Genomic DNA, 26,874 nt, shown 5'->3' on the forward strand with positions numbered 1-26,874 from the left:
AACCGCCCCGCCCATCGCAGCCGCAGAACTCCGGTTCACAGCCCGAACTGCTCGACCAGCTGGGCCCGGTGTAGACGCAGGGTGCGGTTGTCGGGGAGGATCTCCAGGATCTGGGCGCCGTCGTAGTTGAGTAGCTGGGCCAGGGTAGCGGCGAAGCCAGGGGCGCGGGTGGCTGGTTGGCCGGCACGCTCGGCGAGGGCGGTCATCGGCAGGGTGCCCGCTTCGATGAGCGCGGCCAGAGCCTTCGGGAGGACCGCCTTGTCGCGTGGCTTACGTGCGAGCAGGTCCAACTGTGCCTGGTACAGCTCGGTGGCCATGAGGCGTTCCACCAGAGCGGCGGCCGCGTCCTCTGCTGCGGCGGACGCCGATACGGTCACAGGCTCCACCGCAGGGGAGGCAGGCTCCTGTGCTGCCGGGAGCGCAACCTCGTCCTCGCCGAAGAGACTGATGGCTCCCTCGGTTACGGGCGCGGCGGCCTTCGTGCTTTGCTTCCGACGCGAGCGCGCTGTGGAGGTGTCGGGCATGGCACCGGCGTCGGCTCCGATGCGCCCGGTCTCCGCTTCGGCACCGTCTTCGGCGTCCTCAACCCACCACGAGGGCGTCGGGTCGCCCAACTCCCGCCACCCCGTGGGCGGCTCGGCGCCGAACGGCAGCAGGGCGAGCAGCGGGATGGTGAACTCGGAGAGGGTCGCCCCGCCGTGGTAGCCGGCCTTCAGTGCGGTGTACCGGGTGTCATGGTCCCGCAGCGCGACGATCTTTGATCCGGGCTCTGGCCAGACCACCCGCAGCCCGGCCAGCTCGATCTCGGCCGGTGTGATGGGACCGCCGGGGTGGCGGTGACGGGCCGAGCCGATGGTGGCACCGGTCACATCGAGTTTGCTGCTGCGTCGCTCGATCACGTGGCCGTGGTCGGAGGTGAGGAGCACGGTCATGTCGTTGGCGCGGGCGGCCCGCAGCAGCGGCTCCAGGCCGCCGATCTCCTTCGCCTCCCAGGCGCCGTCGCCGAGTTTCTGCTCCTTGGCGAGCCGGTCGTCCACGGTGTTGAGGACGACCGCGACATGGGTGTGCCCGTCGGCGAGCGCCTCGGTGAGAGCGGTGGAGAAGGGCGAACCGGTGTCGGGGCTGCGCAGGTCGTCCTTGTGAAAGACGGCTGCCGGGGCCCCGTTCCAGCAGGGGTGCTGGGGGAAGAGCCGCTTCTCGTCGTTCTGGTCGCCCTTCATGAGGGTGCCTGCGAACAGCGAGGTGCGGGAGACGGCGGTCAGGGTGGGCAGCGCTGCGGCCACGGCACGCCGGGCCGGTGCTCCGGCCGCGTCCTGCAGCGGATCGAACTCGGACCAGTGTCCGTGCAGTTCCTCACCCAGTTCGGCTGCGATCGCCGCGCTCATCCCGTCGACGAGGAGGAGCAGGACGCGTCGGCCGGGGCAGGCCACGACGGGCGCGACGACTCGGTCCAGGAAGCTTTCCACAGTGAGCATGGCGCCGGGGGTGGTGCCGTCCGCGGTCCACACTGCGAGCCGTTCGGAGAATGCGCGGTCCAGCTCGCGGCGCTTAGCTCGCACCTGCGCGCCGATCTGGCTGTAGGCGTCGGCGAGTGCGTTGTCCGCGTCGCCACCCGCGTCCAGGTGTTCCAATGCTCTGTCTACCCAGCCGAGTTCGCGGATCTGGCGGGCGGTACCGTCGGCCACCGAGGCAATGTCGGAGTCAGGCTGGGACGCGAGCCACCGCCGCAGCCGCGCCGCCATCCGTACCCGTTCGATACGGGCGCGGGTGGCGCCGTCGGAGGCCAGCGCGTGCTCGGCCAGCGCGGTAACGGTGGCCGTGACCGTCTCGGTACCGCCGTCGGCGAGGGCGCGTCCCGCGGCGGTGAAGCGGGCGTCGAGTCCGGCCGCGAGCAGCGGGCTGGCAGCGGCGGCGGTCTGCGCCCCGAACTGGGCGACGAGCTGTGCGGCCCGGCTCAGGACCGGGTCGGCGAGCCGATGCTCGCCCCGGTCGACGAGGCCGCGTACGTACGCCTCGCCGTTGTGCCCGAAGGACGTCAGGAGTCTGTCGAGTGCGTCGCCTTGGGCGGGCGGCTGGTCGCCGAGCCACCGCTCGGCGCGACCGCGTGCCCGGTACAAGTCGTGGTCGGCCGCTGCGTGCCCCCACAGGGCCGCGCAGACGACCGCGTATGCGGCCGCGTCCGCACCGTGCTCGGCGTCCACCAGGGCAGTGACAATCCTGCCGGTGGAGCCTCCGTGCTCGGGTTCGGCGAGGAAGCGGGCCAGGCCGGCCCGTTCCGGTCCGCGCAGGTCACGCAGGAGGTCGGGGCCGCCGGGGGTGAGGGTCCACCGGAACAGTGCGACGGGGTCGATGCGGTCTCCGTCGTCGTGTGCGGCCGGCCCGCCCAACGCGTCCGTGTGGTGGCGGTCGAGCCTCAGCCGTCGTCTGGCCAGCCGCGTGAGGGCCTCGTCGCGGGAGAGCAGTCCCTTGCCGAGCGAGGGCCAGCCGCGGGTTGCCGCTGCGTCGAGGAGCGCTTCGGCCGCCCAGGTCTCGCTGCGCAGCCGCCCGTCGAGACCGCGCGCGTCGAACGCCTCCTGTACGACCTCCCAGTTGTCGACGGACCGTATCCTTCCGCCGTAGACGCGGGCGAGCAGCCCCGGGTCGAGGTCGGTGTCCTCGCGGTCGGTGAGGACGACCAGGACCTTGGGGTCGGGAGGAGCAGCCGCATCGAGATGGCCCAGGATCTGCTCGTGCACGGCCAGCACCGACGGCGCGACGGCCACCCGCGCCTGCAGCCCGCCCGCTGTCCGCTGCACGGCGGGCCCGTCCCAGAGGGGAGCGGCCCGCAGCAGCAGTACGCGGACCGCGCCGTCGCCGAGCCGGCTGCGGGCGGCGAGGTACTGGCGGACGGTTCCCGCGGACAGCCGGGCGGGGCCGGCGGTCGCGGAAGCTGTGGTGACGGTGTCGGACATCATTCGATGACCTTCCAGATGACCTCGACGGTGGCGTTCGGGTGCTCGGCCGCCAGCGCTGCGATCTCTGCCTGCAGTTCGGCGGCGGCCCGTGCGGCGGTGGTCCGCCCGCCGCCGGAGCGGGCCGCGGTCCGCGACGATGTGCGCGGGCCCTGCCGCTGCGTCGACTCCGGCAGCACCAGCGGGTGGGCGGAACCGCCGTTCAAGTCCACGCTGTCGGAGCTCGGCGGCGGAGTGGGCGACGGCTGGGGGCGCTCGCCCGTGGTCTGGCGAGACCTCAGCAAAGACAGCACCTCCCGGCCGCTGGCGTTCAATACGCCCGGCAGGTCGGGGTAGTCACCCGGGTCGCCGGCGGCGGCATCCCGCACCCGCTCCAGGACGGCCGCGCCGTCCACGCCGAGGGTGTCGGCCAGGCCCAGCTGGTCCCAGCTGGTGCTCTGCAGCGCGTCGGCGACCTTCCCGGCGCTCTTCAACGACATGCCGCACCGGTGGGCGGTGAAATCGCCGAGGTCGAAGCGGGCGAGCCGCTCCACGACGGTCTTCGCCTCGATGCCCGCTTCCGTCACCTCCTTGACCAGCTCCTGCGCCCGCCGAGCGAGGACGAGCCGGGGTGAACCGTCATTCAGCTGGAGGAAGTCGCGATGCTTCTCCAGCTCCCCGACGAGCCGTCCGGCGTCCTGGGCGAGCGCGGCGGCGGCCCGCTTGATCTGCCCGGCGAACTGGTTGACGATCCGCCCGCGCCGCAGCTGTGGCGCCCGGTCGCCGAGCACGGTCTCGAAGCGCTTGCGCGCCTCCGTCCAGTCGCTCTCGTCGGGCAGTTGCTGCTCGCGCAGGGCGTAGTCCGGCTTCAGCTCGTGCGGTGCCGGCGCGGGTTCGACGGGCACACCGCCGCGCACCCACACCCGGTCGGTCATCTCCGCGTACGCAGCGGCGAGCAGCCGGCGCAGGGGCTCAGGCAGTCCGCGCGGATCGGGAAGGTCGCTCCAGTCGGAGAGCTTGACCAGGGTCGGCTCGGCGGTGCTGTTCCGGCGTGCCTGGGCGTTGAAGTGGTCGGGCCAGGCCGTGGACTGCCGGTAGTACGCCTCCCGCATGGCGCCGAGCCCGAGGCCGCCCGCGATCCGCGCCATGGTCTTGCGGTCCTTGGAGTCGACCTCGACCTGTCCGTCGCGGTCCTCGGCGGCCTTGCGCACGTACTCGAAGACGGGTTTGATCTCGGCAGGCTTCACAGGTTTGCCCGTGCCGTCGGGGTCCAGGTCGGGGTGGGCGGGGTACTGATGGGCGAGGAGTTTGCCGGCCAGGTCACGCGCGGCGGCATCCAGGGATGCGCCGAGCGGAAGCCGCAGCTCGGGGACATCCTGCTGGGCGACCAGATGGGTGTCGAAGCTGAGGTCGACGACCCCTTCCTGCTTCTGCGCGAGCCCGTACGCCTGCCGCAGTGCCTGGGTGACGCGCTCGGTAAGGATGGCCAGCTGCGACTGAAGCATGCCCTTGGCGCGTGCCTTGTCGTCGGCGTTGAGGCTGCGCGCGAAGTCGGAGTCGAAGCGGACCTCATCGGCGAGGGCCTTGTCTATAACGACGAGGCGCTCGAAGTCGCCCCGGGAAGCATCGGTCAGGTGGGTGGGCAGCCAGGCCAGGGTGCGCGAGTCGCCGCCCGGCTTCTCCCGCAGGGCACGCAGCCGCTGCAGGTCGTCCATCGGCCCGAACTCGCCCTCGTCGTACGGGAAGTCGACAACGAGCCGCCAAGCGTCGTCCTGGCTGGGCCGCAGGGTCGCCTCGGGCAGAGAGTCGACCTCGGCGACGTTACCGAAGACCACCTCAACCTGCCGTTCGGTTCCCCTCCACACCAGGTTGAGCACGTCGTACGCGTCGAAGCCGCCGGGCCCGTCGCTGACGTCGAGCGCCTCCTTGAGCAGACTGCGCATCTTGGCACGCCGATTGCCCTGGTTGTTGTGGACCTGGGCGTTCGCGAGGACGGCATCCAGGTCGACGCCGGTGAGCTCCAGACGTACCACCGCACCCGGCCCGGTGCCGGTCACCTTCACTTCAGGGAAGGTCGCCGCCCACTCCTTCGCCTTCTGCTCGAGCCGGCCGACCTCGGTGCCTGCGATGCGGGTGGTGATGGAGCCGTGGTTGAGGGCGTGTAGCCGCGCAAGGGTGAGATCGGCGAGCGCCGGGACGCTGGGCGCGAGTGCGGAGAGCAGTAGGGTCTGCAGCAGCCGGCTGTCGCCGGTGAAATCGCGGCAGCGAGCCGCAAGCTGCGGGTCGCCGAGCGTTTCGGGACGGCGCCGGTACGCCTCGACCTGGTCCTCGGTGATCTGGTTGGTCTTCAGCAGGTACGGGCGAAGCTTGTCCCGGTACAGCTTGTCGGCGGCTTCGAAGTGAACACTGGTCTCGCCGCTGAACGCCTTGTCGCCGCCACCTGCGATCGCCGGGTACAGATCGCCCAGCGGTACGAGCTGCCCGAGCCGCCAGTCGTCGCGGTGGTCGACGAGCAGCTGGCTCATCAGCTTCAGGCCGGTGCGGGAGCGCTGCAGAGCGGCGGAGATGTGCACCAGGGTGTCCATGAACGCCGGCGGGAACGGGTACGTCCGCCGGAAGGCGTCCTCGTCCGCGCCGGTGGTGGACTTGTCGTGGCCGAGCAGGGTGTCCCACACGTCCGGACCGAGCCTCTTGGCCTCGGCGAACGCAGCCTCCACCTTCGCCTCGGCCTCCGGGCTGGTGGGCTTGAGCAGGCGGGCCTGCGCGATCTGCGGGAGGTTGCGGTCCTCCAGAACGATCTTGTCAAAGCGCCCGCCGCTGAGCTTCAGACTGTCCTGGACGGCGGCCTCGGCCGCCCCCGACATCTCCTCACCGACCAGCTCGCGCAAGTCGCGCTGGCGGGCGATGAACGACACCACCGGGATGGCGCGCCGCTCGTCGCCGCCCTCCACGAAGTTCGTGATCTTGTCAGCTTCGCGTGAGACGAACCTCTGATCGTGGATGCGGGAGGCCAGCCACAAGATCAGCTCGTCCATGAAGAGGACAAGACCGTCGTAGCCCAGGGACTTGGCGTGCGCGGATATGATGCCGAGCCCCTTGTCCAGGGAGACGAACCCGTCAGCATCCTCCACGGCGTTACGCGAGAACGACGGGAACAGGGTCTGGGTGAGGTCCTGCACGAGACGCGCCCGCAGTTCCCGCGGCGTGGAGGGGTTCTCCAGGTCGAGGTCCTTGGTGTTCTCGTGCTCCTCCGGCGCGTTCACTGCTTGGTCGAGCAGCTCGGTGGTCCAGGCGAAGGAGTCACCCCACTCGTCTTCCTGGCCGTCGCCGGCGTCGGCGAGCTGCTCGATCACCCGGTCGTCGCCGTGGCGGCGGCGCTGCTCGGCGAAGTCCTCGAAGAGTCCGTCAGTCCGGTAGACCTGCGGCAGCGGGCATCCGGGGTGCAATTTGCGTACGTGCTCCACGTACTTGCCGAGCACGCGCTGCTCCAGGGACTTGGAGCCCAGCATGTGGTACGGCACCAGCAGGAACTTGCGGTCGTCCGTATCCAGCCAGGCGTGCCGGGCCCGCACCGGGTCGAGGTCGCCGCGCGCCCGGGCGGCCTGGTTCCGCGACAGCAGCGCGTACAGCACCGCCATGAAGTGCGACTTACCGGAACCGAACGAGCCGTGCAGGTAGGCAGCCTTCGACGAGCGGCTGTCCAGCGCCGACTTGATCAAGTCGAGTGCCTCGTCGAAGTTGCCGAGCAGCCGGTCGGTGACGACGTAGTCCTTCAGCGCCGCCTCGGCCCCCTCAGGGGTGACCGCCTCGTTCAGCTTCAACACGAAGTCGGAGGTGGACACCGACTCCGGGATGTCGATCAACTCCCGCAGCAGCGGGCGGTCCTCGGGGCGAGGGTTGTTCCTGCTCATGAACGCCATGGTGTCTTAACTCCTCGCCTGTTCAGGCGGACTCTGTGCCGCTGACGGCATCGGTGACGGTATTCGTGTCGGCGTCGGTGAAGGACGTCTGGACGGCGGCCTTCGTGCTCGTGCGCTGCTTCGGCACAGCGGCCTTCTTCGCGCCGCGTCCGCGCGTGGCCGCGGACGGACGCCAGGCCCGCAGCGCATCGTCGGTCAACCCGAGCTCACCCTGCTTCTGCTGCCGGAACGCCAGGATCTCGGCGGCCGGCGACGCCCCGAACTCCGGGTCGTACTCGCCGTACCACTGCTCCAGCCACGGCTGCAGCTCAAGCAACCCGGCCAGATACGCCACGAGGTCGTCGTCACTGAGACCGGCCTGCTGAATGTACGAGGCGAGCGCGAGGGCCTGCTCCAGGTGATCCCAGCCGGCCCACCCGTACAGCTCCGGCGACTGCACGTTGACCGTGCCATATGAAATGAACCGTTCCTTGGGCACGTCGAGCTTGCCGCGCGCACGCCAGTAGCTCGGCTTCAAGAAGTCCGCCGAGGTGTACTTCGGCGGCACGGGCGTCCGCTCACGGACCTTCCGCTTGGCGGGCTCGTCGGCCGCAGCGTCCTCCTCCCGCTGCAACTCCCACACCTGCTTCCAGTCGGCGTGCTTCTTTAACCCGGCCGGCTTGTACCGCAGTGCGGACACGAACGGCACGTGCTCCTCGGACAGCAGCTCCCGCACGGTCTTCACGAGATCCTGCCGGGGTGCGTACAGCTCGGCGACGGACACGAAGTCCGAGTCGACGGACAGGTTTTCGGCGAGGCGGGCGAGCGTGGTGATGGTGGGATTGCCGCTGGTGTCGAACCAGTGTGCGCGGTCCTCGACCCGGTCGAGCAGCCAGGACTTCAGCGCCTTCTGTCGCATCGCATCCCAGCCCTCGGTGGCCCAGCGCCGCTTGTATTCGGGGCGTTCCACCATGCCGATGGCACGGTTCGACTCGATGGCCTCGATCCGCCTCTGCACGAGCGCCTGGTAGTCGGCGGGCCAGTGCGCGGGGATTTCCGTGATCGGCTCGGACCCGTGCCGCTTAAACCACTCGCCACTGGCTTCACCGGCCGCGACCCGACGCGCCAGCACGATCTCGAAGGCCCGCTCGCCGAGCGCGAGTTCGGGCACGTCGGCAATGTTAGGCAGGCGCAGGTCCTCGGAGTGCAGGTTGTAGAGGGTGTACACCTGCCAGTCCAGCTCCTCTTGGAGCGCGATCATGCGGGCGCGGAGGGAGGTGTAGCGGACCTGGGCCGGGCGGAGAGCGGAAGCGGTGGGGACTGCCTCGGCGGCGAGGGCGGCGGGGGTCGTGGCGGAGAGCTGCTGGGCAAGCGTGTCGAGCTCGGTTGCGACGGCGGTGGGGTATTCGGAGGGAAGCGGGAATTCCTGGAGCTTGGTTCCGGTGAACTCATAGAAGCGCTCCCACGCCTGCGACTTGTAGCCCTCATTCACACCTTGGCTACCCTTGTCGTGGCTCACCATCTTCAGCCAGAACCCGGCCGTGGAGCTATTGAGCAGCCCCAGCAGCCGCACGTACTCCTCTTCCGTCGCGCCCTCTCGCAGCATGATTACTGGGGCGGTGCGGATAAAACCATCTTGATCACGTCGCAGGGTGAAACTGCCGTGTGTCGCAACAAATGGGAATGCGATCAGGAACTTTGACCAGTAGCGCTTAGGGTTGAAGCTGGAATATTCGAACCATTCGAGACCCTGCTCCTCCTGCGTACCTGATAGGGCACGGCGATGCCGCAAGGGGGTGCGGCTGGGCCATAGGAGGCGCTCGACGGTTTCCGGGATTCCGGCTTTGCGGCTCTCCTCCAGGTACGGGAAGACTGTGCCGACCCCTTCGGTCTTTTGCCAGTCGCGGATCGAGCCGCCACCGTGAAAGATTCGAATATGCGTGCCGGGTACCCGAAGCCTGCATGACGCTTCCGTGCCCAGCATGTAGGCGTCGTCTTCGCGTGTTACGCAGTTGAATCCAATGCTCTGACAGACTTGCGACAGAGTTGCTGTGCCAGCCTGGCTGATGGCCTCGTTCATTTCGAGGCCGCCGTCTGTAAGAATCCATGGCTGCTGATTGAAGTATCGGTCGCGTGCCAGGTCGCCTGCCGACACCCACTGACTTGTGGTACCGGGGTGGTCGATCTGCTCGACAATTGCCGTCCAGACCAACCCCTCCTCGGCCTTCTCCGGTGCGGAGGGTTCCCCTTGCACACTTCGCACTGTCCGAATCGTCGCTTGGCGCTTCGATCCGTCCCTTGGCCGTCCCACGAGGATCACCGTCGGCGTCCCGTGTCCCGGAATGTACGCCCCCGACGTGTCGATGACTTCGGTGAGTTCGACCTTGTGTGCGAAGTACTCCTCGATGAGTTTCGTGCCGAACTCTCGCTTCATGAAGGAGTTCGCCGTGATTTGGCCGACCATGCCATAGCCGTTCCCATCGGTCCTGCCCCGCTTGGCAAGTTCGAAGAACTTCTGGGCGAAGGGGACGGACAGTGCGTACGTCCCCGCGCATGCGTCGTAGAGCCCCCGGTACAGCTGGTTCAGCTGCTTGTCCTTGACCGTGATGTACGGCGGGTTACCCACCACCACGTGGTACCGCCCCTGCTCCAGAATCCCGGGATACTCGTGCACGTCCTCCGTCGCGTAGGAAAACTCGGCCAGCGGGTCACCAGCCGGGCCGCCGCCATCCCCATCAAGCGCGAACCCCAGTTGCAGCTCCAACTGCCGGTCCTTGATGAGCGAGTCGCCCACCGCGAGCTGGATGGGCCACTCGTACCGCCGGGCTTCCTCGAACGTTCGCATGCCGCTCGCGGCCATCGCCGCGACCAGCAGCCGGAAGCGGGCCACTGCGACCGCGAACGGGTTGAGGTCCACCCCGTGCACCGAGTTCAGGGCCGCTCGCACCCGCTCGTACGCGCCTACCTCGGGCCGCTGCTCGGCCCACATTCGCACCAGGCGCCGGAACGCGCCGAGCACGAAGTGGCCGGACCCGCAGGTCGGGTCGATCATCTTCAGCTCTTCGAAGCCGAACTCCCGCACCGCCGGGGTCATCGTCCGGTCGAGGATGAACTCCTCCACGAACTCCGGCGTCTGCAGCAGCGCGTACGTCTTACGAGCCGCCTCGCTCAGGTCCTGGTACAGGTCGCCCAGGAACCGGGTGTCCCAGCCCTTGGTGCCGTCCTCGCTTAGCGAGTCGCGGAAGTCGTGCACGAGGACCGTACCGCCTTCACCTTCGTCCCCGCTGCCCTCGCCGGCGCGCTGCTCGCGCCAGAACGCGAGCAGCGCGCCCGCTCCGTCGTGCGAGAGCGGGATCTGGTAGAGCGGGTTGTGGTCGCGGTCGAAGAGCAGTCGCCCGGCCTGCCCGGCACCGAGTTCAGCAAAGGCCGTCTCCAGCCAGCCTCGGTACGTCGGGTCGGCGTCCTTCTCCAGGTACTCCTCGTACCGAGCCTGCGCGGTCTCCCGCCCCGCCACGTCGGGAGAGGTGATGTACGGCTCGGCGATCAGCCGGTTGTCCTCGCTGAACCGTACGAAGACCGTGCCGAGTACCCAGGCCACCGCGACCTGGGTGATCCGCTCGTCGAGCCAGGCGTTCCATGTCGCCGCCGTACGGCCCAGCTTCCGGGCCTGCTCATACTCGCCGCGCAGCCGCGTCCCGACCTCGGGGACGGCTTTGACCTGCTGCTCAAGGTCGGTCTCTGCCGCCTTGACCTGCTTCTGCAGGTCGGCGAGGAGGTTCTGACGGTCGATCACGAACGGCTCCAGTCGGGAATGGGAGAGGACGGAGAAGATCAGCAGAAGGGGGGGAGGCGGGTTAGGCGTTCGGCTCGAGGTGTTTGCGTGCAACCCAGGCGTCGGGCACGACGATCCACTCGTCGAACCCTGCCTGGTACGGAACGCTCTGTCCGGCCAGCCGCGGCGCCCGCGCTGGATCGGACTGGGCGACGAGCAGCCACAGTGGGCTGCCGCCCTGTCGCGCTTCCTCCGCGAGCCGCCCGAGCAGGTCGAGCGCGTCGTACCGGGCCAGGACTGCGGTGTCGGTGAGCAGCAGCGGGCCATGCCCCTCCGCCAGCCGCTCCCGCAATCGCGGCTCGATCCGCCCCCACGCCTTGTCGGTGCGGATCCGCAGTTGCTGGTGGGCCCGGCTGCCTGGTTCGGCGGCGTCCGCCTTGAGGACGGTCTCCCAGGTCGGGCGGGCCGCCTCGCTGACTACGCCGCGCAGTTCGTCCACGAACAGTCCGGTCAGCGACACCGGTCGAGCCCCGTACGGCTCGTCGGCCAGCCGCTGCACCGCTTCCTCGGCGCGCCGCTGGGGCACGGTTAGGACCCGGAAGCCGTCCCGCCGTGCCGAGTGCGCGAGCCGCTGCTCAGCTTTGACGGCGGCGGCGACGGCCGCGTCTGCGTCGTACTGGGTAGGAGCAGAGCGGCGCGCTGCCGAGGCGCCCCAGCTCGCCGAGGTGAGCCCGGCGGTGGTGTCTCCGTACGGGCGGTCCGGGACGAGCCGGAGCACCTTGTCGTAGCGGGTCGCCAGCTTCAGCTCGAAGCCGGCCTGCTTCAGGTCGCGGACCAGGGCGCTGCCCGTGGGCAGCTCGCGTGGAGCCAGTGGATCGGTGCCCAGGTCGGGGAAGCGGGTGGCGACCCGCTTGTGCAGGGCGTCCACCGTCAGGCCCGGCTGCCGCTCCTCCTCAACGCCCGGCTGCACGGCGATCACGCCGGCCTGGGTGATCCGCAGCGCACGCACCAGGTCCAGGTCACGCGGGTAGATCTCCAGGCGCGGGGTGAGCGCGGCCCGGGTGGACGCGGCGACCGCGATCTCGGCCGTGCGCCGCTCGTCCCAGCCCAGGCTGCCCGGCGGCCGTCGCACCGCGTCCAGGTCGGTGAGGACCGTGCTCGCCGTCGGCAGGGACTCGAGCGCCGCGAGCCGGTCGGCCCGCACGCCCAGGTTCAGCGCGTATTCCTGCAGGGCCGGCAGCGCCGGGGTGTCCGGGCCGTCCACGTCCTCCCGGACATCCAGGGCGAGCAGGCCAAGTACCGGATCGGCGCCCTTGGGTATCCGGGCGTGGAAGTAACGGAAGAGGGGCGGGGACTCATTGTCGTAACTCTCACGCTCCACCACCGCACGCAGCAGCGACAAGGCGAGCGCGCGCCGGTCGCGTCGCTCCACGTGCTGGGTGCCGCGCCGGGCGATGAGCGCGTCGGCGAGCTCGATCACCGGGGCTACCCGGCCGCGCTCGGCGAGGAGCTCCACCACCTGCTCACGCAGCAGCGCGAGGGCGGGGTCGTTGTACCAGCGCTCGCGCGCCTTCTTCACGATCTGCGGGATTCGGCCCGTAGTGAGCCCCACCGCATCGGCGACGTCCCGCTGCCGGACCCATGCCAGACCCCCGGGCAGCGTGCCCGCCTCGTCGGGCAGCCGCAGCAGCAGCCGGACCGCCTCGCGCTCCTTGGCATTGGAGCGGGCGCTGCCGCTGGACGGCTTCGGCACCAGGCGGGCGGCGAGCGCGTCCAGGCTCAGGCCGCACAGCACTTGCGGGTCGGTGATGTCTCCGTCGGCTGCGGCGATCGACTCCGCGACCGCCCGCTCCAGGTCGGAGAGCTCCTGGCCCGCCGCCTTGCGGGCCTCCGCGCTGAGCGGCGTGGGAGCCGCCTTGCCCAGGCGTGCGTTCCACTCCTTCTGTCGGCGCTGGATCTCCTCCCGGGTACGCGAGCCCATGCCCGGCGCAGTGAGGAACTTCTTCGCCGAGTACTCCAGGACGTCCCCGACGGTGTTCAGCCCCATCGCGAACAGCTGCGACTGCGCCGCGACCGTCAGACCGGCCACCGATAGCGGCGTCTTGCGGTCGGCGCGCTCGGCCTGCTGGTCGCGGACCTGCTCAGCGGAGACGTCGTCGTCCTCCCGCCCGATCCGCGGCTCCGCCGCTGACCCGGCAACCACGTCCGTGCCGCTCTTCGCTCCACGCGCCGACTTTTCACCATGACCAGTGCTCGGCGCCGTCGTCTGCTGTGCGTCCAGGAATATCTTCTGCCAGGCACGCTCCATCGGCTTCAGATCCGGGAAGCGGTCCTTCACGTCCCGGGCCAGGGCCTTACGGAAGAACGCCACGAGGCCGTCCCGGACAGCCGGCTCGAAGGCGTCGGCCACAAGCTGCGGGTACGGCCACTCCTTCGCATCCGTCTGCCGGGCCGTGACCGAGCCATCACCCCAGCGGGGCAGCTCGTTCGACGCCATCTCGTGCAATGTCACGGCCAGCGCATACCGTTCGGCGTGTCCGTCGTACGAGCCGCGCGTGATGATCCCTACGAAGGGGTCGAGATAGCCCTCAGTGCCTGCCTCGATCTCCTTCGCCGGATATCCGGCGAGCGAGAAGTCGATCAGCACCAGCTGCCGGGTGCCATTGGGGCGGATCCGGATCGCGATGTTGTCCGGCTTCAGGTCCCGGTGCCAGATCCCCTCCGCCTCCAGGTGCTCCACCGCGCCGAACAGGTACTTCCCGTACGCCTCCAACTGGTCCATGCCCAGGCGGCCGTTGTCCCGCAGCTGACGGGCGACGGTGTCCTCACGGCGGCGCGGCCCCTTGACCGTACCGCCGTCCTGGTCCCTCAGCTCCCGACTGTCGCCCACGTACTCCAGGACCAGGACCCGGCGCCCGGCCAGCGTGAGCGGCTCGGGCTCGTACAGCGAGATGATGCTGGAATCCCGGTGGATACGACCCAGGACCTCCGCCTCCCGATCCAGGACTGCGTGCTTGGCCTCGCTCAGCGCAACCTTCAGCACCGCCACCGGCAGGGCGCCGCTACGCCGCGGCTCGCCCTCCAGGTCCCGCACCAGGAATGCCCGCGCGGTCGAGCCCGTACCGAGCCGGCGCACGACCTCCCAGCGCCCGGCCAGCACATCCCCGGCCACCGCCTCCAGCGGATCTTTCTCTGGCTCGGACCGCTCCTCGCCCCCGGCTGTGGCCGAACCATCGTCCCCGCCTGCACCTGCAGCCGTATCCCTGCCTCCCGGGACTTCCTCGACGAACGCCTGCTCGACGTACTCCAGCATTTCCAGGAAATCGTCGACCGTGGACAGACGGCGACCGGGTTCGTACGCAGTGGATGCTTCCACCAGATCGTCGACGTCCGGATGGAGACCGTCGACCAGCGCGCTCGGACGCAGGCTCTCGCCGGCCTCCAGGCGTGCCATGACCTCGCTCTGGCTCGCGCCCGGCGCCTGCCCGGTGACCAACAGGTACGTGAGAACGCCGAGCCCGTAAACATCGAGGCGCACCGGATCGGCCTTCGGGATCTTCAGCTCCGGAGCCAGATACGGATCGGCCTGCTCCGCGATATGGAACCCCGACACCTTGGTCGGAGCCAAAGTCAGCGGCCGACCGCGGCTGGCGCTTTCCCCGGTGGCGATCTGCCAGTCCGCGATCTGCGGCCATGGGCGCAGCCAGCGCTGCTCTTCGCTGAGCTCACGCCCGCGAGGGCCGCGGTCGCGCGGAATCACATGCACCGCGTGCGCCGAGAGCGTGCGGTGGTGGACCCGCCGGGAGTGTGCGGAGCGCACCGTCTCGGCAAGCTGCCGCACCAGAGCAAGGCGAGCCTTCAGATCCAGACCGTCCCCGTGCTGGACCAGGTAGTCGTCCAGGCGCAGCGTCTCCGGGTGGTAGTCGAAGAGGATCGCGGGGCCGGCGGGGTGCCCAGACGGCAGGTAATTCTTCAGCTGCACCGCGCCCGGATGACGAAACCGGCTGAGCACCGCTGCCTCGCGGGCGGCGGCTCGCTCCACCGAGCGCCGCTCGTCGTCGGAGGCGCCACGTTCGCTGAGGAAGACCCGCACCCGTGCCAGATCGTGCAGCTGGGAATGGCGGCCCAGATAGTCGGCCCAGGTGGGTCCGGAGTCGAACGCCTTCGCCTCCAGGAGGTAGGAGCCCACCTCGTACTGGCGGCGGATCGGTGCGATACGGAGCTTCTTCAGGGCCGTATCGACAAGGCGGGACGTCGCGGCTGTGGTCTGGTACCGGGCGTCTCCCGGCGGTACGGCCAGCATCTCCACGAGCTGTTTGACCGTGAACACGCCGTTCATATCGGCGGCTGGAAGGTTCACCCGAAGCTTGTCGTCGGTGAAGCAGACCGCTTCACCCACCCAGATTTTCGTTCGGTCCGCAGGCCGACCGGAGACACCGTTGACCAGACCCGACAGCTCCTTGGCCTTCCGGTTCGACAGGTGCAGCGGGTTGCCGTGCCTACGACTGGTCCCACCCGGCGTGGTCTGCACCCAGTCGTTGCCGCCGCCGTGGACCGAGCCGTGCCAATCCTTGAGCTCGACCAGGAACACTCCGGCCGGCGCTACGACCAGAAGATCGACCTCACGGACGTGCCCGCTGTTCGCGGTGAACTGGAAGTTCGCCCAGGCGCGCCACGGCTCCTCGTCCGGCAGGCGCCTGCGGATCGCCTCAAGACCGCGGCGTTCGTGCTCGTACTCGGACTCGGTGACCGTCGTCCACCGGCCTTCCAGCATGCGGCCCCCCGCCTGTGTCTGCTTGTGCGCATGTGTGCCTGCCGCATTCCTGTCAGCGTGTCAGGAAACCCGGCTCAACCCTCGGATGAATCTTAAAGGGTGATACTGACGCCAAGGGCAGTCTGAGCTTGCTACGCCAGAGGACCTGCAGCCCAGACCTGGCGGCGATGGACCGGGGCGGAGCGCACGGCGAAAGGATTCGGCCAGGCGGACCAGAGTGATTCAGCCGTAGTGGCGCCCAGTCGATGCGTGTACGGATGAAGCGGTGGGTTGCGGGTCGGCGATCGTATCGCCGTAAACGGTGACGTTATGCCTTTGTGCCGCAGCGATGGCTGACGCGGCGATGTCAGAGCGGCGCCCATGCGCCACCGGCTGCTGGGGGAACGGCAGGAAGCAACGGGCCGTCACGGTGACGCCCTCCGCGTAGGATTCATTGGTTGTGTGAAGATCGGCCTTGGGCGCGGGAGGGGCCGGCTGGCCGGAGGGGAACGCCATGAGTGATACAGGGACGCAGCTTTCCGGATATATCTGGTCGCTCACGGATCTTCTTCGCGGAGACTTCAAGGCGTCCGAGTACGGCAGCGTCGTCTTGCCGTTCACCGTGCTGCGGCGTCTCGATTGCCTGCTCGCGCCCACACGCCAGGAGGTGCTAGACGCCTCGGCGAAATTGGCGGATAAAGGTATATGTCCGGACTCATTCCGGGATATTGCTCTTCGTCGCGCCTCCGGCCACCCCTTCTTTCATACCGGTCACTATGCACTGGACGCCGTCGTCGCCGATCCGAGCAACTCGGAGGTGTTGTTGCGCGGGTATGTGCGCGACTACTCCCAGAACGTCAGGGAAGTGTTCCGACGTTTCGAGTTCGACCGAACCATCGAACGACTGCACCACACCGGGTTGTTGTACCAGGTCGTCGGCCGGTTCCTTTCACTGGATCTGGGGGTCACCCTCTCTGCTTACGACATGGGGTTCGTGTTCGAGGACCTCGTACGGCGCTCTGCCGAACAGAAAGGAGGCGCTGGCGCCGACGAGCGCGTCACCCCCCGTGACGTCGGACGGCTGATGTCCGCACTTCTGGTGCGGCCCGACCAGCATGAGCTCGCGCTGCCTGGAGTGCTACGCACGGTCCACGACCCGGCTTGCGGAACCGGCGGACTGCTCGATGAGGTGGCCGAGCGCATCGAGGTCACCAACGCCGAGGCGCACGTGTCCCTGCACGGCCAGGAGGTCAACGCCGAGACCTGGGCTGTCGCCGGCTCCAACATGCTGATGAGCGGACGCGACCCGGCCCAGATCCGGTTCGGGAACGTCCTGCGGGAGGACCTCTTCGGCGACGAGCGCTTCGACTACCTGTTGGCGCACCCCCCGTTCGGCCTCAGCTGGAAGAACGCCGAGCGTCAGGTCCGTGCCGAGCATGAGCTGGGCGATGAGGGACGTTTCGGCGCGGGGCTGCCGCGTGTCAGCGACGGATCGCTGCTCTTCCTCCAGCACATGCTGGCGAAGATGAAACCGGTGGATGCTTCCGGTGGGGGAAGCCGTGTTGTGGTCCTCTTCAGTGGCTCCCCCATGCAGGGCGGAGCCACCGGCTTGGGTGAGAGCGACATCCGGCGATGGATCGTCGAGAATGACTGGCTCGAGGGCATCGTCGCCCTGCCTGACCAACTCTTCTACAGCACCGGCATCAGCACGTACCTCTGGGTCCTGAGTAATCGCAAGAAGCCGGCGCACCAGGGCAGGGTGGCCCTGGTCAAGGCGCAGGACCACTGGCAGAGAACGCGGCAGTCATCGGGCAGCAAGCGGAAGTACCTCGGCCCCGATCAACTCGACAAGATCGTCCGGCTCTACGAAGAGGCATTGTCGGCTCCCGTGGGCGGATCTCCCCGTGACCAGGTGAGCGTCGTGCGGAACGAGGAACTGCTGTATCGGAAGATTGTCATCGAACGCCCGTTGCGGCTGCGTTTCGAACTCACCACCGACGGCTTGCACCAGCTTTCCTCCCTGCGGCCGATCCAACGAGGGGAACATCCCGAAAAACTGATTGGCGCACTGCGCGAGCTCGTTGGAACGACTTGGGCTACCAGCTCCGGCGCCTTCTCGGCACTGCGGCGTGCGGTCGCGGCCGTCGGTCTGACCTGGCCGCGAGGCGCCGCCTTCGAAAGGAGCGTCCGAAACGCGATCGGGGTGCGTGATGACCAAGGAGAAGTGCAGCAGAACCGAGGCGTGACGGAACCTGATCCGGAGTTGTGTGATCTGGTCGTCGTGCCGTTGCGGGACGACCCTGAAGAGTACTTCCGCACAGAGGTGCTGCCACACACCCCGGACGCCTGGCTCGACCACGCGAAGACCCGTCTTGGGTGTGCCATCCGCCCCTCGCTCTTCTACGTCGCGGAGCTTGACGGGGCGTTCGCACCGTTGCGGGCCTTCGCGCAGCTGGAGACGGAGCGTGTCAAGATGCGCCGTCCTCAACGAGGGGAGGCGGAGCCTCTCCCACCCAAACACCTCACGGCGTCCTATCTGCACGCTGTCGACTCGTCCTTGGAACTGCCGGATGCGGAACTGGATGACTCCGAACTGACACCATGCACGGGCGGCGACTTGGTGGGGCGTGCGGGTAACTGGCGCCTTCTACCGACAGGGTTCGGTGACGCAGTCACTCGGCTGTTTGTACTGCACCCCGCCCAGGGAAGCGGTCGTGGGCTATGCGAATGGCTCAACTCCGGTAAGAGCAGTGCTGCTTATCCACAGGTCCGGGACCTGCTCGACACGCCCGTACCGGTGGAGCTGGTCACTGCCCCAGAGACCGAGGATCTGCTGGCAGAGGTGCAGGAGGGGCGCCACGCACTACGGATGGCGACCGAGGGCATCCTGCCGAACGTCTTCGCAGGGCCTGAGACACGCGTTGCAGAGATCCGCCAGTCCATCCGGTTTGCCGCCCGCGAGGCGCGCCTCGCGGGACAATTGGCGCGCCCTTTCGACGACCCTGTGTGGCGGGCGGAGGCGAGCTATCCATTTCACGTAGCCGCTCTCGCGCGGCGCTACCGCGTGAGCACCCACCCAGCCGAGCGGAAGGACGGACTGCTCAAGCTCGGCGAAGGAACGGCACGCACCCTGGGTATCCTCGCCCTGCGTGAACTCATTGCGCACCACGGGAGCTTCACCAGATCTCTACGCAAATCGTTCAGTCAAGGGGCGACCTTTGGTACCTGGACCACGCTCATTCAAAGATTCCTGGATGAGGTCCCCGCTCCGCAGCTGCCGGAACTCGTCGCACTCCACGAACACAACGTCACGCAATCACTTCTGAAGGAAATCAAGGGCCTTCGTAACGGTTTCCACCACGCTCACGGGGTACGTAGGGACCACGAAGTCGACGAGGACGTCGAAATACTCGAACCGCCTGTGGTCTCAGCTCTCAGCTCGGTTAACTGGCTGTCGAGCACCGACTGGTTTTGGGTCGAGCGCTGCGAATACCTCGACGAGTCGTCCTTCCAGGCTGTGGGCCTGAGGCTGCGAGGGAGTCACCCGAGTTGGGAGCCGTTGAGCCGGCCGATCAACCACCCTCTGCGGCCGGACAGGGTCTATGTCGACGGCACTCCGCCAGGCGAACCGATTGATCTATGGCCATTGGCGATGGTCAGTTTGTGTCCGGACTGCCGGACGCGGGAACTGTTCTTGCTCAACCACATAGCAAATGGCACAGCTGTTCTGCGCAGCCTGGAGGAGCACGAGTTGACAATCCCATACCCCGGCGATCCTCAGAACTGAGCTTGTGAAAGCGTCCAGATCGGACTGCACTGTCTAGTGTCAGTGGTTTGGTAGAGGGCGGGTGTCAATTCGCAAGGCTGGCGCGGCGCAGGAGTAGCTCGATGAGATGATCACGGACTGATTCCCCCGTTTACTCGGCAGACTGACTGGAGGAGGGCAACATGGCCACGCGTGCCACGTTGAGGGGTTATCTATTGGAAGAGTCGCTGGCGTGGTTGCTTCGGCACAGCGGCTACCGGCTGTTGGTCGACGCCAAACAGGACCCGGTAGAGCTCGTTTCAGAAGGGAACACGCTCCGGGTCCGTGGGCGCGGTGCCCTGCATCAGGTAGATGTACTGGGAGAGTTCGCCTTCACGCCGGCCTTTTCGCTGCCGGTCCGACTGTTCCTGGAGGCCAAGTTCTACCGCACGCCGTGTCGGCTGGAGGTCGTGCGCAATGCCCACGGAGTGCTTCACGACGTCAACGAGAACTTCATGACCCTGCCGAGTACCCGTCCTCGCCAGCGCTACCAATATTCGTACGCCCTGTTCTCAGCCAACGGCTTCACCACCGACGCCCAGAAGTATGCCCTGGCTCATCAGATATCGCTCGTAGACCTGTCGGGTGAGTCCTTCGACTGGCTCCGCAACGCGCTCTACGCAACGGCGCGTGCGCTGTTCGACGCCCAGAATACGTACCATCTGAGGTCTTTCCCCGTGTCCTGGATGCGGAACGAGATGAGAAAAGCTCTGGGTATGGGCCCCGCCGGCCTTTTGCCTGAAGTGGGTACCAGCGCGACGCAGTTCGAGGGCGTGGCCAGCCAGCTCCTCGCGGACTTCGTTACTGTGCTCGAGGAGCACAGCGAGGCCGAGCTGCTGTTGGGATTCCCCGCTGCTCCGTTCATCCTGCCACTGGCCGCCGATGACAAACAGCAGTTCTTGAAGTACGCCGATGCCAGTCCAGACCACTCGGTTCGGCTCCGGCGGACTGGGCATGGTGAGGCTGCTGAGTGGACTCTGTCTCCATGGGGCGCTGATGAGGATGCCTACCGGCTTACCTTTAAGTTGCCGGAGCACATCGAGCAATGGATCAGCGGAGTCGAGGAAAAAGAGCGGCAGCGCACCTCAGAGATCAAGTCACAGTTCCTGAGCGCGATCACCATCTACCGCATGAACGGAGCTGGGGTTCGTTCCTACCAGTTGCGATATGAGCCGAGCGCGCTGTGGAATCCGTGTTAGCCAAGGGTGGCACGACGGGCATGGGCAAAGCCAGCCACGGATCCATCCGCAGGAGAGCCTGAAACTCGACTCGCCGGACGGGCGCCGCTGGTGCGCGGGTGTGTGCCGTGCCCGCCGTTCCCCGCTTCTTTGGGCTGGACGGAGGGGTTGATTAACGCCTTCTCGGCGAGCGGGCGATCGGGGTGGATGGGGAGGTTGACGCGGGTTGGCGTGGTGACGGGGCCCGCGAAGACATCTGTGACGGTGCTGACACGGATGGAGCGGTAGACAAGTCGAGACGCAGATTGGCTTTCGATGGGGGGCTTGGGCATGCGGGTGTCTGCACTGATGGCGTCGAGGTCGTGTGACTGCTTGCGACTGGCGGGGGTCTGCGTCGCGATTCCGTCGACTGTCGGGGCACAACCTCGCCTCGGGCGCGGAGCGTTCGAAGCCGGACGGCGGTGAGGTCGGCGAGAGCGCGGCGGGACGTGGTGATCAGCTGATGGGGTGTGAGCGTGGTGTCAGCGGCGAGCCGCCCAATATGGCCGGCAGTGTCGGTGGCAGCGGATAGTAGCGCGTGGCGTATGACGCGGGTTGCCCAGTAGGCGGGGTCCGCGCCGGACCGCTCACAGATAGCGAGGACGTCGTCGGGTGTGGCCGTAGTGCGGACGAAGACACCACGCTGCTGGGCCTCCCAGACGACGGTGACCGGGTCGATTGGGTCGCCGCGGTGGTCCAGGGCGGCCAGCGCCCGGAAGAGCTGCTGGTGGACCGGGTCAGCGAAGTCCTCCGCCGTGAGATAGGCGCGCACCTCTGTTAGGACGGCAGGCCGGTTCGTGGCAGCCGAGAGGAAGACCCGCTCGGCCAGTATTCGGTCTTTGATGTCTTCGCTCTGCGTGGACGAGGCGCTCGTTTCGGTGCGGGGGAGAGAGCCGGGGTAGGGTCGCCACCGACGTGTGAGCTGTTCGAGGACGTCGGCCAGCTCGTCGGCCCGTGCACAGAGCAGATCCATGCCTGTGTCGGATTCTCGGGATTCCCGTACGGCCTGTCCGAGGCGGGCGGCGTGCTCGGCGACGGCCCGGCGGGCGTGGCCGGCTAGGACCATCTGCCCGTATGTGGTCGCGTGCTTGGGCTGCGGGCAGGCATTGATCAGGGCATGAGCGTAGGAGGGGGTGAGCGCGGACGCTGCTTCGGCGCCGCGCGCGGTGGCTTGCTGCACCCACTCCAGTCCCTGCTCGGGCGTCGGCTGCGCCTCGGCGGAAGCGGGGTGACCGGTCTTGGCGAGGTGGCACATCGCGGAGTACAGAGCGGTGTGGTGCGGGAGGTAGAAGTGTTCCGGCTCCAGCCATCCTGAGACCGCGGTGAGAGCGCGGGGCTGGAAGAGGAGGGCGCCGAGGAGTGCCTGCTCGGCCAGGACGATGACGTCCCGGCCGGGCAGGTCCTGGAGTTGGGTGCTCATGCGGCCAGTCCGAAGTCACTCTGGCGTACGCGGGTGCCCAGGTGAGGGGCGAGGAGTTGCGCGGCCAGCAGTGGGGGTACTGCGTTGCCGATCTGCTCGAATTGCCGCGACTTCGTGCCTTGCCACGGGTAGGTGGCGGGAAAGGACTGGAGGATCCCTGCCTCCGTTGCCGTGATCCGGATCGCGGCCGGATTCCGCTCGCCACCCGGGTCCGGGGCGGGCGGCGTGGTGGGGTTGGGTACCCAGACGCATTCGTTCACGCGGTGGCCGAAGAAGAGGGTGCCTGCTGGTTCGTCCGCCCGTCGCACGGTGGCGTTGGCCTGGCTGTTACTCCGTAGCATCCAGGACGAACGCCCATGGCGCACCTGGGCAGTTGAGTCGGTGTGGCGGGCCTGCCAGGTTCCGCGGTCACGGGAGGTGGTCAGCGCTTTGCGTGACCCGCTGGGGAAGGGCTCGGGCCCGCCGCCGTTCCCACCGCCTGCACAGACGGTGGGAACGGGCCGGTCGGTCGCGCCCCAGCCGAGCGCTTCGGCCATGGAGACCCAGAGGGCCCGGCCCGGCCCGAAGAACGTGTCTTGCGTGGCTACTTGGGCGTGTGTCGGTTCAGGCGGGGCGGCGTCGCGGGTGCGGGAGGCGAGGAGGATAGCCCGTCGGCGGGTCTGCGGCACCCCGTAGTCCGCCGCGTTCACGATGCCGGTCCATACGGAGAAGCCCCAGGTGCGCAGGATCTGGGCGTACTGGCGCCAGAGCGGAAGGACGTCCGGTACTTCTTCCATGGCGACCCATTCGGGCTGACCGGCGACGTGGAGGGCGTGGAGGTAGCGCATCGGCTCGGCGGCCAGCAGCGACCGTTCGTCCCGGCATGCGGCCAGGAGCTTGCCGCGGGTGTCGAGACCGTTGGCGAGGTCGGCGACGGCCTGGTGGACCAAGGGCTGGTCGATCAGCCCCAGCCGTTTGCCGGCCATCGACCACGCCTGGCACGGCGGGCTCGCGATCAACCCTGTGGTCTTCCCGGCGAACGGCCACGTCGGATACTGCGCCACATCGGTCCGGATGGTGGTGTGCCCGGCGGCTGCCCGGGTCTTGCACGCCCACTCATCCCGTTCCAGACCGATGTCCCGTGCGCCGAGGACGGCCAGGGCATGTGACCAGCCACCGGGGCCGGCGAACAGGTCCAGGATCATGCGGCCTGCCCGAAGTTGTCCTGCTTCGGCGCGGCCTTGGCGACGGCACGGGCGGTAATGGTCTGCGAGGCGCACTGGGAAGCGGCGGAGAGTGCGGCGGCGCCGGGTTCCTTGTACCAGGGGCGCAGGGTGAGCATCGCGGCGCGCATGCCGGTGGCCAGGCAGATGGCGGTTCCCTTGGCGAGGGCGCGGATGGCGTCGGCGGGCAGGATCCGCTCTTGGCGCATCGAGACGGACTTCGAGGTGCCGGAGTCGGAGGTGGAGGTGGAGACGGTTTCGACGTCGTGGTCGCCGATCATCCGGGAGAGCTTGTCGGCGAAGTCCGGATCGTCGATACCGGAGCCGATGACCTTGATGGTGGCCGCGCTCCACATGGCGTCCATGCCCGAGTCGCCCCAGACCTTCTGGCCCTGGCGGTAGGACTGCAGGATGGTGATGGGGATGATCCCGCGGGATCCGAGGTGCGAGTACAGGTCCGGCAGGTCGCTGATCTTGCATACGTTGGCTGCCTCGTCGAGGACCGCGAGCATGGGCGGGTCGAGGCGGCCTCCGGAACGTTCGGCGTGTGCGGTCGCCGTGCGCATCACCGAGTCCGCGCACGCGGCGATCAGCGCGCTCGCTCCGCCACCGCCGTCCTTCGACAGCAGGTACAACGTGTCGCGGCCCTGGACGAACTCGGCGGGCCGGAACTCCGCGACGTCGCCCTGCGGGGTGATCCAGGCGGCGATGTCAGCCGAGAGCAAGCAGGCGGCGTACTGGCGGGCGGTCTCGTAGATGCCGTCGCGGGTCTCGGGCGGGCCCTCGACGGTGCCCTTGAGCTGGGCGGCGACGGCGTCGAAGCCGTGGTCACGCAGCAGGTCCAGCGGGGTACGGTCGGCCGGGAAGGCCAGCCACTGCATCACGTCGGTGATCGGGCGCCGGTCCAGGGCGGCGGCGAGGAAGAGCTGGGCGAGGATGTTCTGCGCGGCTTTGGACCAGAAGTCGCCGGCGTTGCTGCTGTCGACGGAGGCGGCGACGAAGTGGCCGGCCAGGCGGCCGGCGCCTTCAAGACTGGTGGCATCCGCGAGGGGGTTCCACCACATCTCCCGCGGGGCGTGCGCGATCTGCTGAGGATCCATCGACCATGTCCGCCCCACCTTCCCCCGGGCCTCCAGCGTGGCCGTATAGGCGTCGCCCGCGGCCTTGTTGGACGTCAGCAGGACGGCGCCGGGGGCGCCGAGAATCGCGGGAATGGCCAGGCAGGTCGTCTTGCCGGAGCGGGGGGCCATGATGGCCACGGCCACGTCCTCGTAGCCCATGCGGACCTCGTGCCGGGTGCCGGCGAGATCTCCGAGCAGGACTCCGGTCTCCTGTGGATCGATCTTCTTCGTCTCGCTCTTGGCCAGGCTCGGGCGAAGCTCCTTGGCCTTGGCGGTGATCTGCCGGGCGAGCAGAGGCTCGACGTCCCGCCGGGTGGCCATCCCCTTGACGGCCTTGCGCCCCTTGGTGCCGTTCTTATGGCGCATGTAGAGCCGCGCGGCGATGGCGGCGATGGCCACGAGGAGGACGCAGGGGAAGACGAGGGTGCCGATGGTCAGGGCGGTGTCGCCGGTCTCGGGCCAGAGGTCGTGAGGGTGGAGGAGCGCGTCGGCGGGGCGGAAGGGGGCACGGGAGTCGGCGTCGGTGGTGAGGAAGGCGACGACGTTGCCGCCGATCCAGGAGGCGGTGGCGAAGGGGATGAAGACGGCGATGGCGCCGATCAGGATGCGGAAGAGGAGGTCCGTGGCCGGGGAGGAGGGCGCGGACGGGGATGTGCGAGGAGGCAAAGCGGATGGTCCTGTGGTGGTGCGGGAGAGATGGGGGGGGAGCGCGAGAGGCACGGGGGACGCGCTGGGTTCAGCGGCCACGGCGGCTGGGGCGCGGGAGATGCGACGGGCAGGGGCTCGCGGCTGACGGCGGGTAGACGGCCCGACTGGGCAGCGGCGTCCATGAGGTCGCTGACGTCGTCGGTGATGTCCTCGGCGGCCTGAGTGATGATGGCGTGCCACAGGTCGTAGGCGGGTGAGCCCAGTTCCTGTGGGTCGACGCGGTCGCAGTCGAATCAGCCAGCGGTGGACGGCCAGTCGGATAGCCGCTCCAGCACGCCGGTTCTGGGATGGAGGATGGCCTTCATCGGGTGGGCGGGCAGCCCGAGGGTCGGTCGTGGTGTGCAGCGTTGGTCGAGCAGGTGGATCAGATCGGCGGCGATCCGATCCGCCTCCTCGGTCGTCACCGGAACGGGACCGTCAACGTCGGCCGCTCACTTCCCGGTTCGGGTGCCAGTGGGAGTACCTTGCCGGACGTTCGAGCGGGTCTCGCCGAGCGTTCCGAAGGGGCCGGTGGCCAGCGAGGTGCCTGTATGCCGGGGGTGCGCCGTGCGAGCGGAGGCATCGCGGCTGATGCAGCGGTGGAGCAGTCGGCGCAGGCGGTAGAAGAGGTGGCGCGTCAGCCGGGCCGCAGGATCGGCGGTCGTGGTGAAGCTGGGGAACATGTGAGGCGAGGGCGGAATCTGTCCGGCAGGAACGAGCGGGTGGGGTGTCGGGCTCCGCGGTCTGCAGACGTCCTGCACGACGGTGTCGGCATCGTCTTCGCGGCTCCGGAGGGCGATCACGCCGCTAGGCCGTAGTCATCGCGGTGCACGAGCTGGTCGAGTGCGGTGAACTGGTACCAGTCCCCTTCCGTGCACCCGCGCTTGGGTAGTTGTGGCAGCAGCTCGGCGGCCAGGGCGCGGAAGAATGCGACGCAGTCGGGGCAGTGCTGCTCGACGTGGATGAGGTAGCGCGGGTGCGCGGTGGTGAAGGTGTGGGTGCCGCCGTTCGGGTTGCGGGTGCGCCAGCCGTCCTGGCCGGTGGGTGTGTGCCAGGACGGTGCGACGACGGTCAGGTCGTCGCCGTGGAGGTCGCCATCCAGGCTGCCCCGGATGACCACGACGCGGTCGCCGGGGGCGAAGTGGTCGTGCCGGACCTGCCGGTTGGGAGTGACGGTGTCGGTGGCGTGGACGGAGAGGGGAGCGGAGTCGGGCATCGGTGGTCCTCAGCGGGTGGAACGGTGAGAAGGGGTGCGACAGTCGAGGGCCGTGCGGCGAAGCCGTTTCTTGAACCGGCTATAAGGGGTTATAGCTGCTGCTACACGTAGGGGTTTTCGGTCGGGCGGTCGGCGTCGGTCGCCGCCTCGAGCAGCTCCGGCAGATCGGCGCCGTCGGCATCGCGTTGGTCGATCCACCACCCGGCTCGTGTGACCGTACGGACCTTCTCCTCGATCTCCGACCAGTCCGCGTCGTCGAGATCACCTTCGACGGCCAGGGCGGTGTATGCGGCGGTCACCAGCTGGTGTCGGCACCGCACGGCCCACTCCACCGCCTTTTCCGGTCCCTCCAGCGGCGGCATTTCGTAGCGCTGCTCCCACCCGGTGGCCGCTTCCTGCTCTTCGGCGCGCCGGGCGGCGAGCCACTGCTCCTTGTCCGCAGGACTGCTCTCGCGGGCGGCCTTCCAGCAGTCGGAGCAGTCGCGGGCCTCAAGCCAGCGGGCGAAGCCGGCGCGTCGGTCGGCAGCGCGATCGGACAGGTCGTGCTCGGCCTGGTGGCCGCACGTGTGGTCGATGGTCCAGTGAGTACGGACAGCCATGAAGTTCTCCAATTCGTCCGGGGTTTGAAGGGAATGCGGAGGGTCAGCGGCGGGGCCGGTGACCGGGCGGCGTGGCAGCGCGCGGTGGCAGGTCCGGGCTGGGCGGACTGAAGGGGTGCACGGTGTACGGCCGAGGCCCCGTCCCGCGGGGTGTGGGCGCGGGGGATCGGGTGAGATCTTCGGTGAGCCGGACGACGTCGTCCCCGAACGCATCCAGCGCGGCAGCGGCGCCGTGGAGCCGCCGGGAGGCATC

12 protein-coding genes are annotated in these 26,874 nt (G+C 68.4%); 2 read left to right on the forward strand and 10 right to left on the reverse strand.

All coding sequences use genetic code 11. The features are described from left to right. Positions 1–35 precede the first annotated feature (35 nt). From pglZ to pglW, 4 genes are all read right to left on the reverse strand, one after another. Positions 36–2,951 carry a BREX-2 system phosphatase PglZ gene (gene pglZ / locus AS857_RS06465; RefSeq protein ID WP_058043947.1) on the reverse strand — a complete coding sequence of 972 codons (2,916 nt, stop codon included), beginning with the start codon at positions 2,949–2,951 and terminating at the stop codon, positions 36–38. After that, entirely contained in the window at positions 2,951–6,850 is a 3,900-nt protein-coding gene (gene pglY, locus AS857_RS06470; RefSeq protein WP_058042191.1) for a BREX-2 system ATPase PglY, read from the reverse strand. The genes pglZ and pglY overlap by 1 nt, the downstream gene beginning before the upstream one ends. Before the next feature lie 22 nt (positions 6,851–6,872). Continuing rightward, positions 6,873–10,622 (reverse strand): BREX-2 system adenine-specific DNA-methyltransferase PglX, encoded by a 3,750-nt coding sequence (gene pglX, locus AS857_RS06475; protein ID WP_107105525.1) that lies wholly within the window; start codon positions 10,620–10,622, stop codon positions 6,873–6,875. Positions 10,623–10,683: 61 nt separating this feature from the next. Beyond that, positions 10,684–15,375 (reverse strand): BREX system serine/threonine kinase PglW, encoded by a 4,692-nt coding sequence (gene pglW / locus AS857_RS06480; RefSeq protein WP_058042192.1) that lies wholly within the window; start codon positions 15,373–15,375, stop codon positions 10,684–10,686. Between the two features lie 493 nt (positions 15,376–15,868). Here pglW and AS857_RS06485 point away from each other — a divergent pair, with 493 nt between their 5' ends. Together AS857_RS06485 and AS857_RS06490 are read left to right on the forward strand one after the other, a co-directional pair. After that, positions 15,869–19,141 (forward strand): type I restriction-modification system subunit M, encoded by a 3,273-nt coding sequence (locus tag AS857_RS06485; RefSeq protein WP_058042193.1) that lies wholly within the window; start codon positions 15,869–15,871, stop codon positions 19,139–19,141. 161 nt (positions 19,142–19,302) lie between these two features. Continuing rightward, entirely contained in the window at positions 19,303–20,358 is a 1,056-nt protein-coding gene (locus tag AS857_RS06490) for a PDDEXK family nuclease (RefSeq protein WP_058042194.1), read from the forward strand. 151 nt (positions 20,359–20,509) lie between these two features. On the opposite strand, the gene AS857_RS06495 is transcribed toward AS857_RS06490, so the two are convergent. The 6 genes from AS857_RS06495 to AS857_RS06520 all read right to left on the reverse strand — a co-directional run bounded on the left by AS857_RS06495 (position 20,510) and on the right by AS857_RS06520 (position 26,621). Beyond that, on the reverse strand, positions 20,510–21,796 hold the full coding sequence (locus tag AS857_RS06495) for a DnaB-like helicase N-terminal domain-containing protein (protein ID WP_058042195.1): 1,287 nt from the start codon (positions 21,794–21,796) through the stop codon (positions 20,510–20,512). Beyond that, entirely contained in the window at positions 21,793–22,980 is a 1,188-nt protein-coding gene (locus AS857_RS06500; protein WP_058042196.1) for a DNA cytosine methyltransferase, read from the reverse strand. Before AS857_RS06500 ends, AS857_RS06495 begins: the two co-directional genes overlap by 4 nt. Further along, entirely contained in the window at positions 22,977–24,785 is a 1,809-nt protein-coding gene (locus AS857_RS06505) for a type IV secretory system conjugative DNA transfer family protein (protein WP_058042197.1), read from the reverse strand. The genes AS857_RS06500 and AS857_RS06505 overlap by 4 nt, the downstream gene beginning before the upstream one ends. A 275-nt stretch (positions 24,786–25,060) precedes the next feature. Continuing rightward, positions 25,061–25,231: a hypothetical protein gene (locus AS857_RS39835; protein ID WP_160330193.1), complete on the reverse strand. Its 171-nt coding sequence runs from the start codon at positions 25,229–25,231 to the stop codon at positions 25,061–25,063. A 374-nt stretch (positions 25,232–25,605) separates the two neighbouring features. Then, positions 25,606–26,022, reverse strand: a complete 417-nt coding sequence (locus tag AS857_RS06515) for a hypothetical protein (protein ID WP_058042199.1) — start codon at positions 26,020–26,022, stop codon at positions 25,606–25,608. A 101-nt stretch (positions 26,023–26,123) separates the two neighbouring features. Beyond that, positions 26,124–26,621, reverse strand: a complete 498-nt coding sequence (locus tag AS857_RS06520; RefSeq protein WP_058043948.1) for a hypothetical protein — start codon at positions 26,619–26,621, stop codon at positions 26,124–26,126. Positions 26,622–26,874 lie beyond the last annotated feature (253 nt).

The sequence above is a fragment of the Streptomyces roseifaciens genome, from assembly GCF_001445655.1.
In the GTDB taxonomy this organism is placed as follows: Bacteria; Actinomycetota; Actinomycetes; order Streptomycetales; family Streptomycetaceae; genus Streptomyces; species Streptomyces aureoversilis.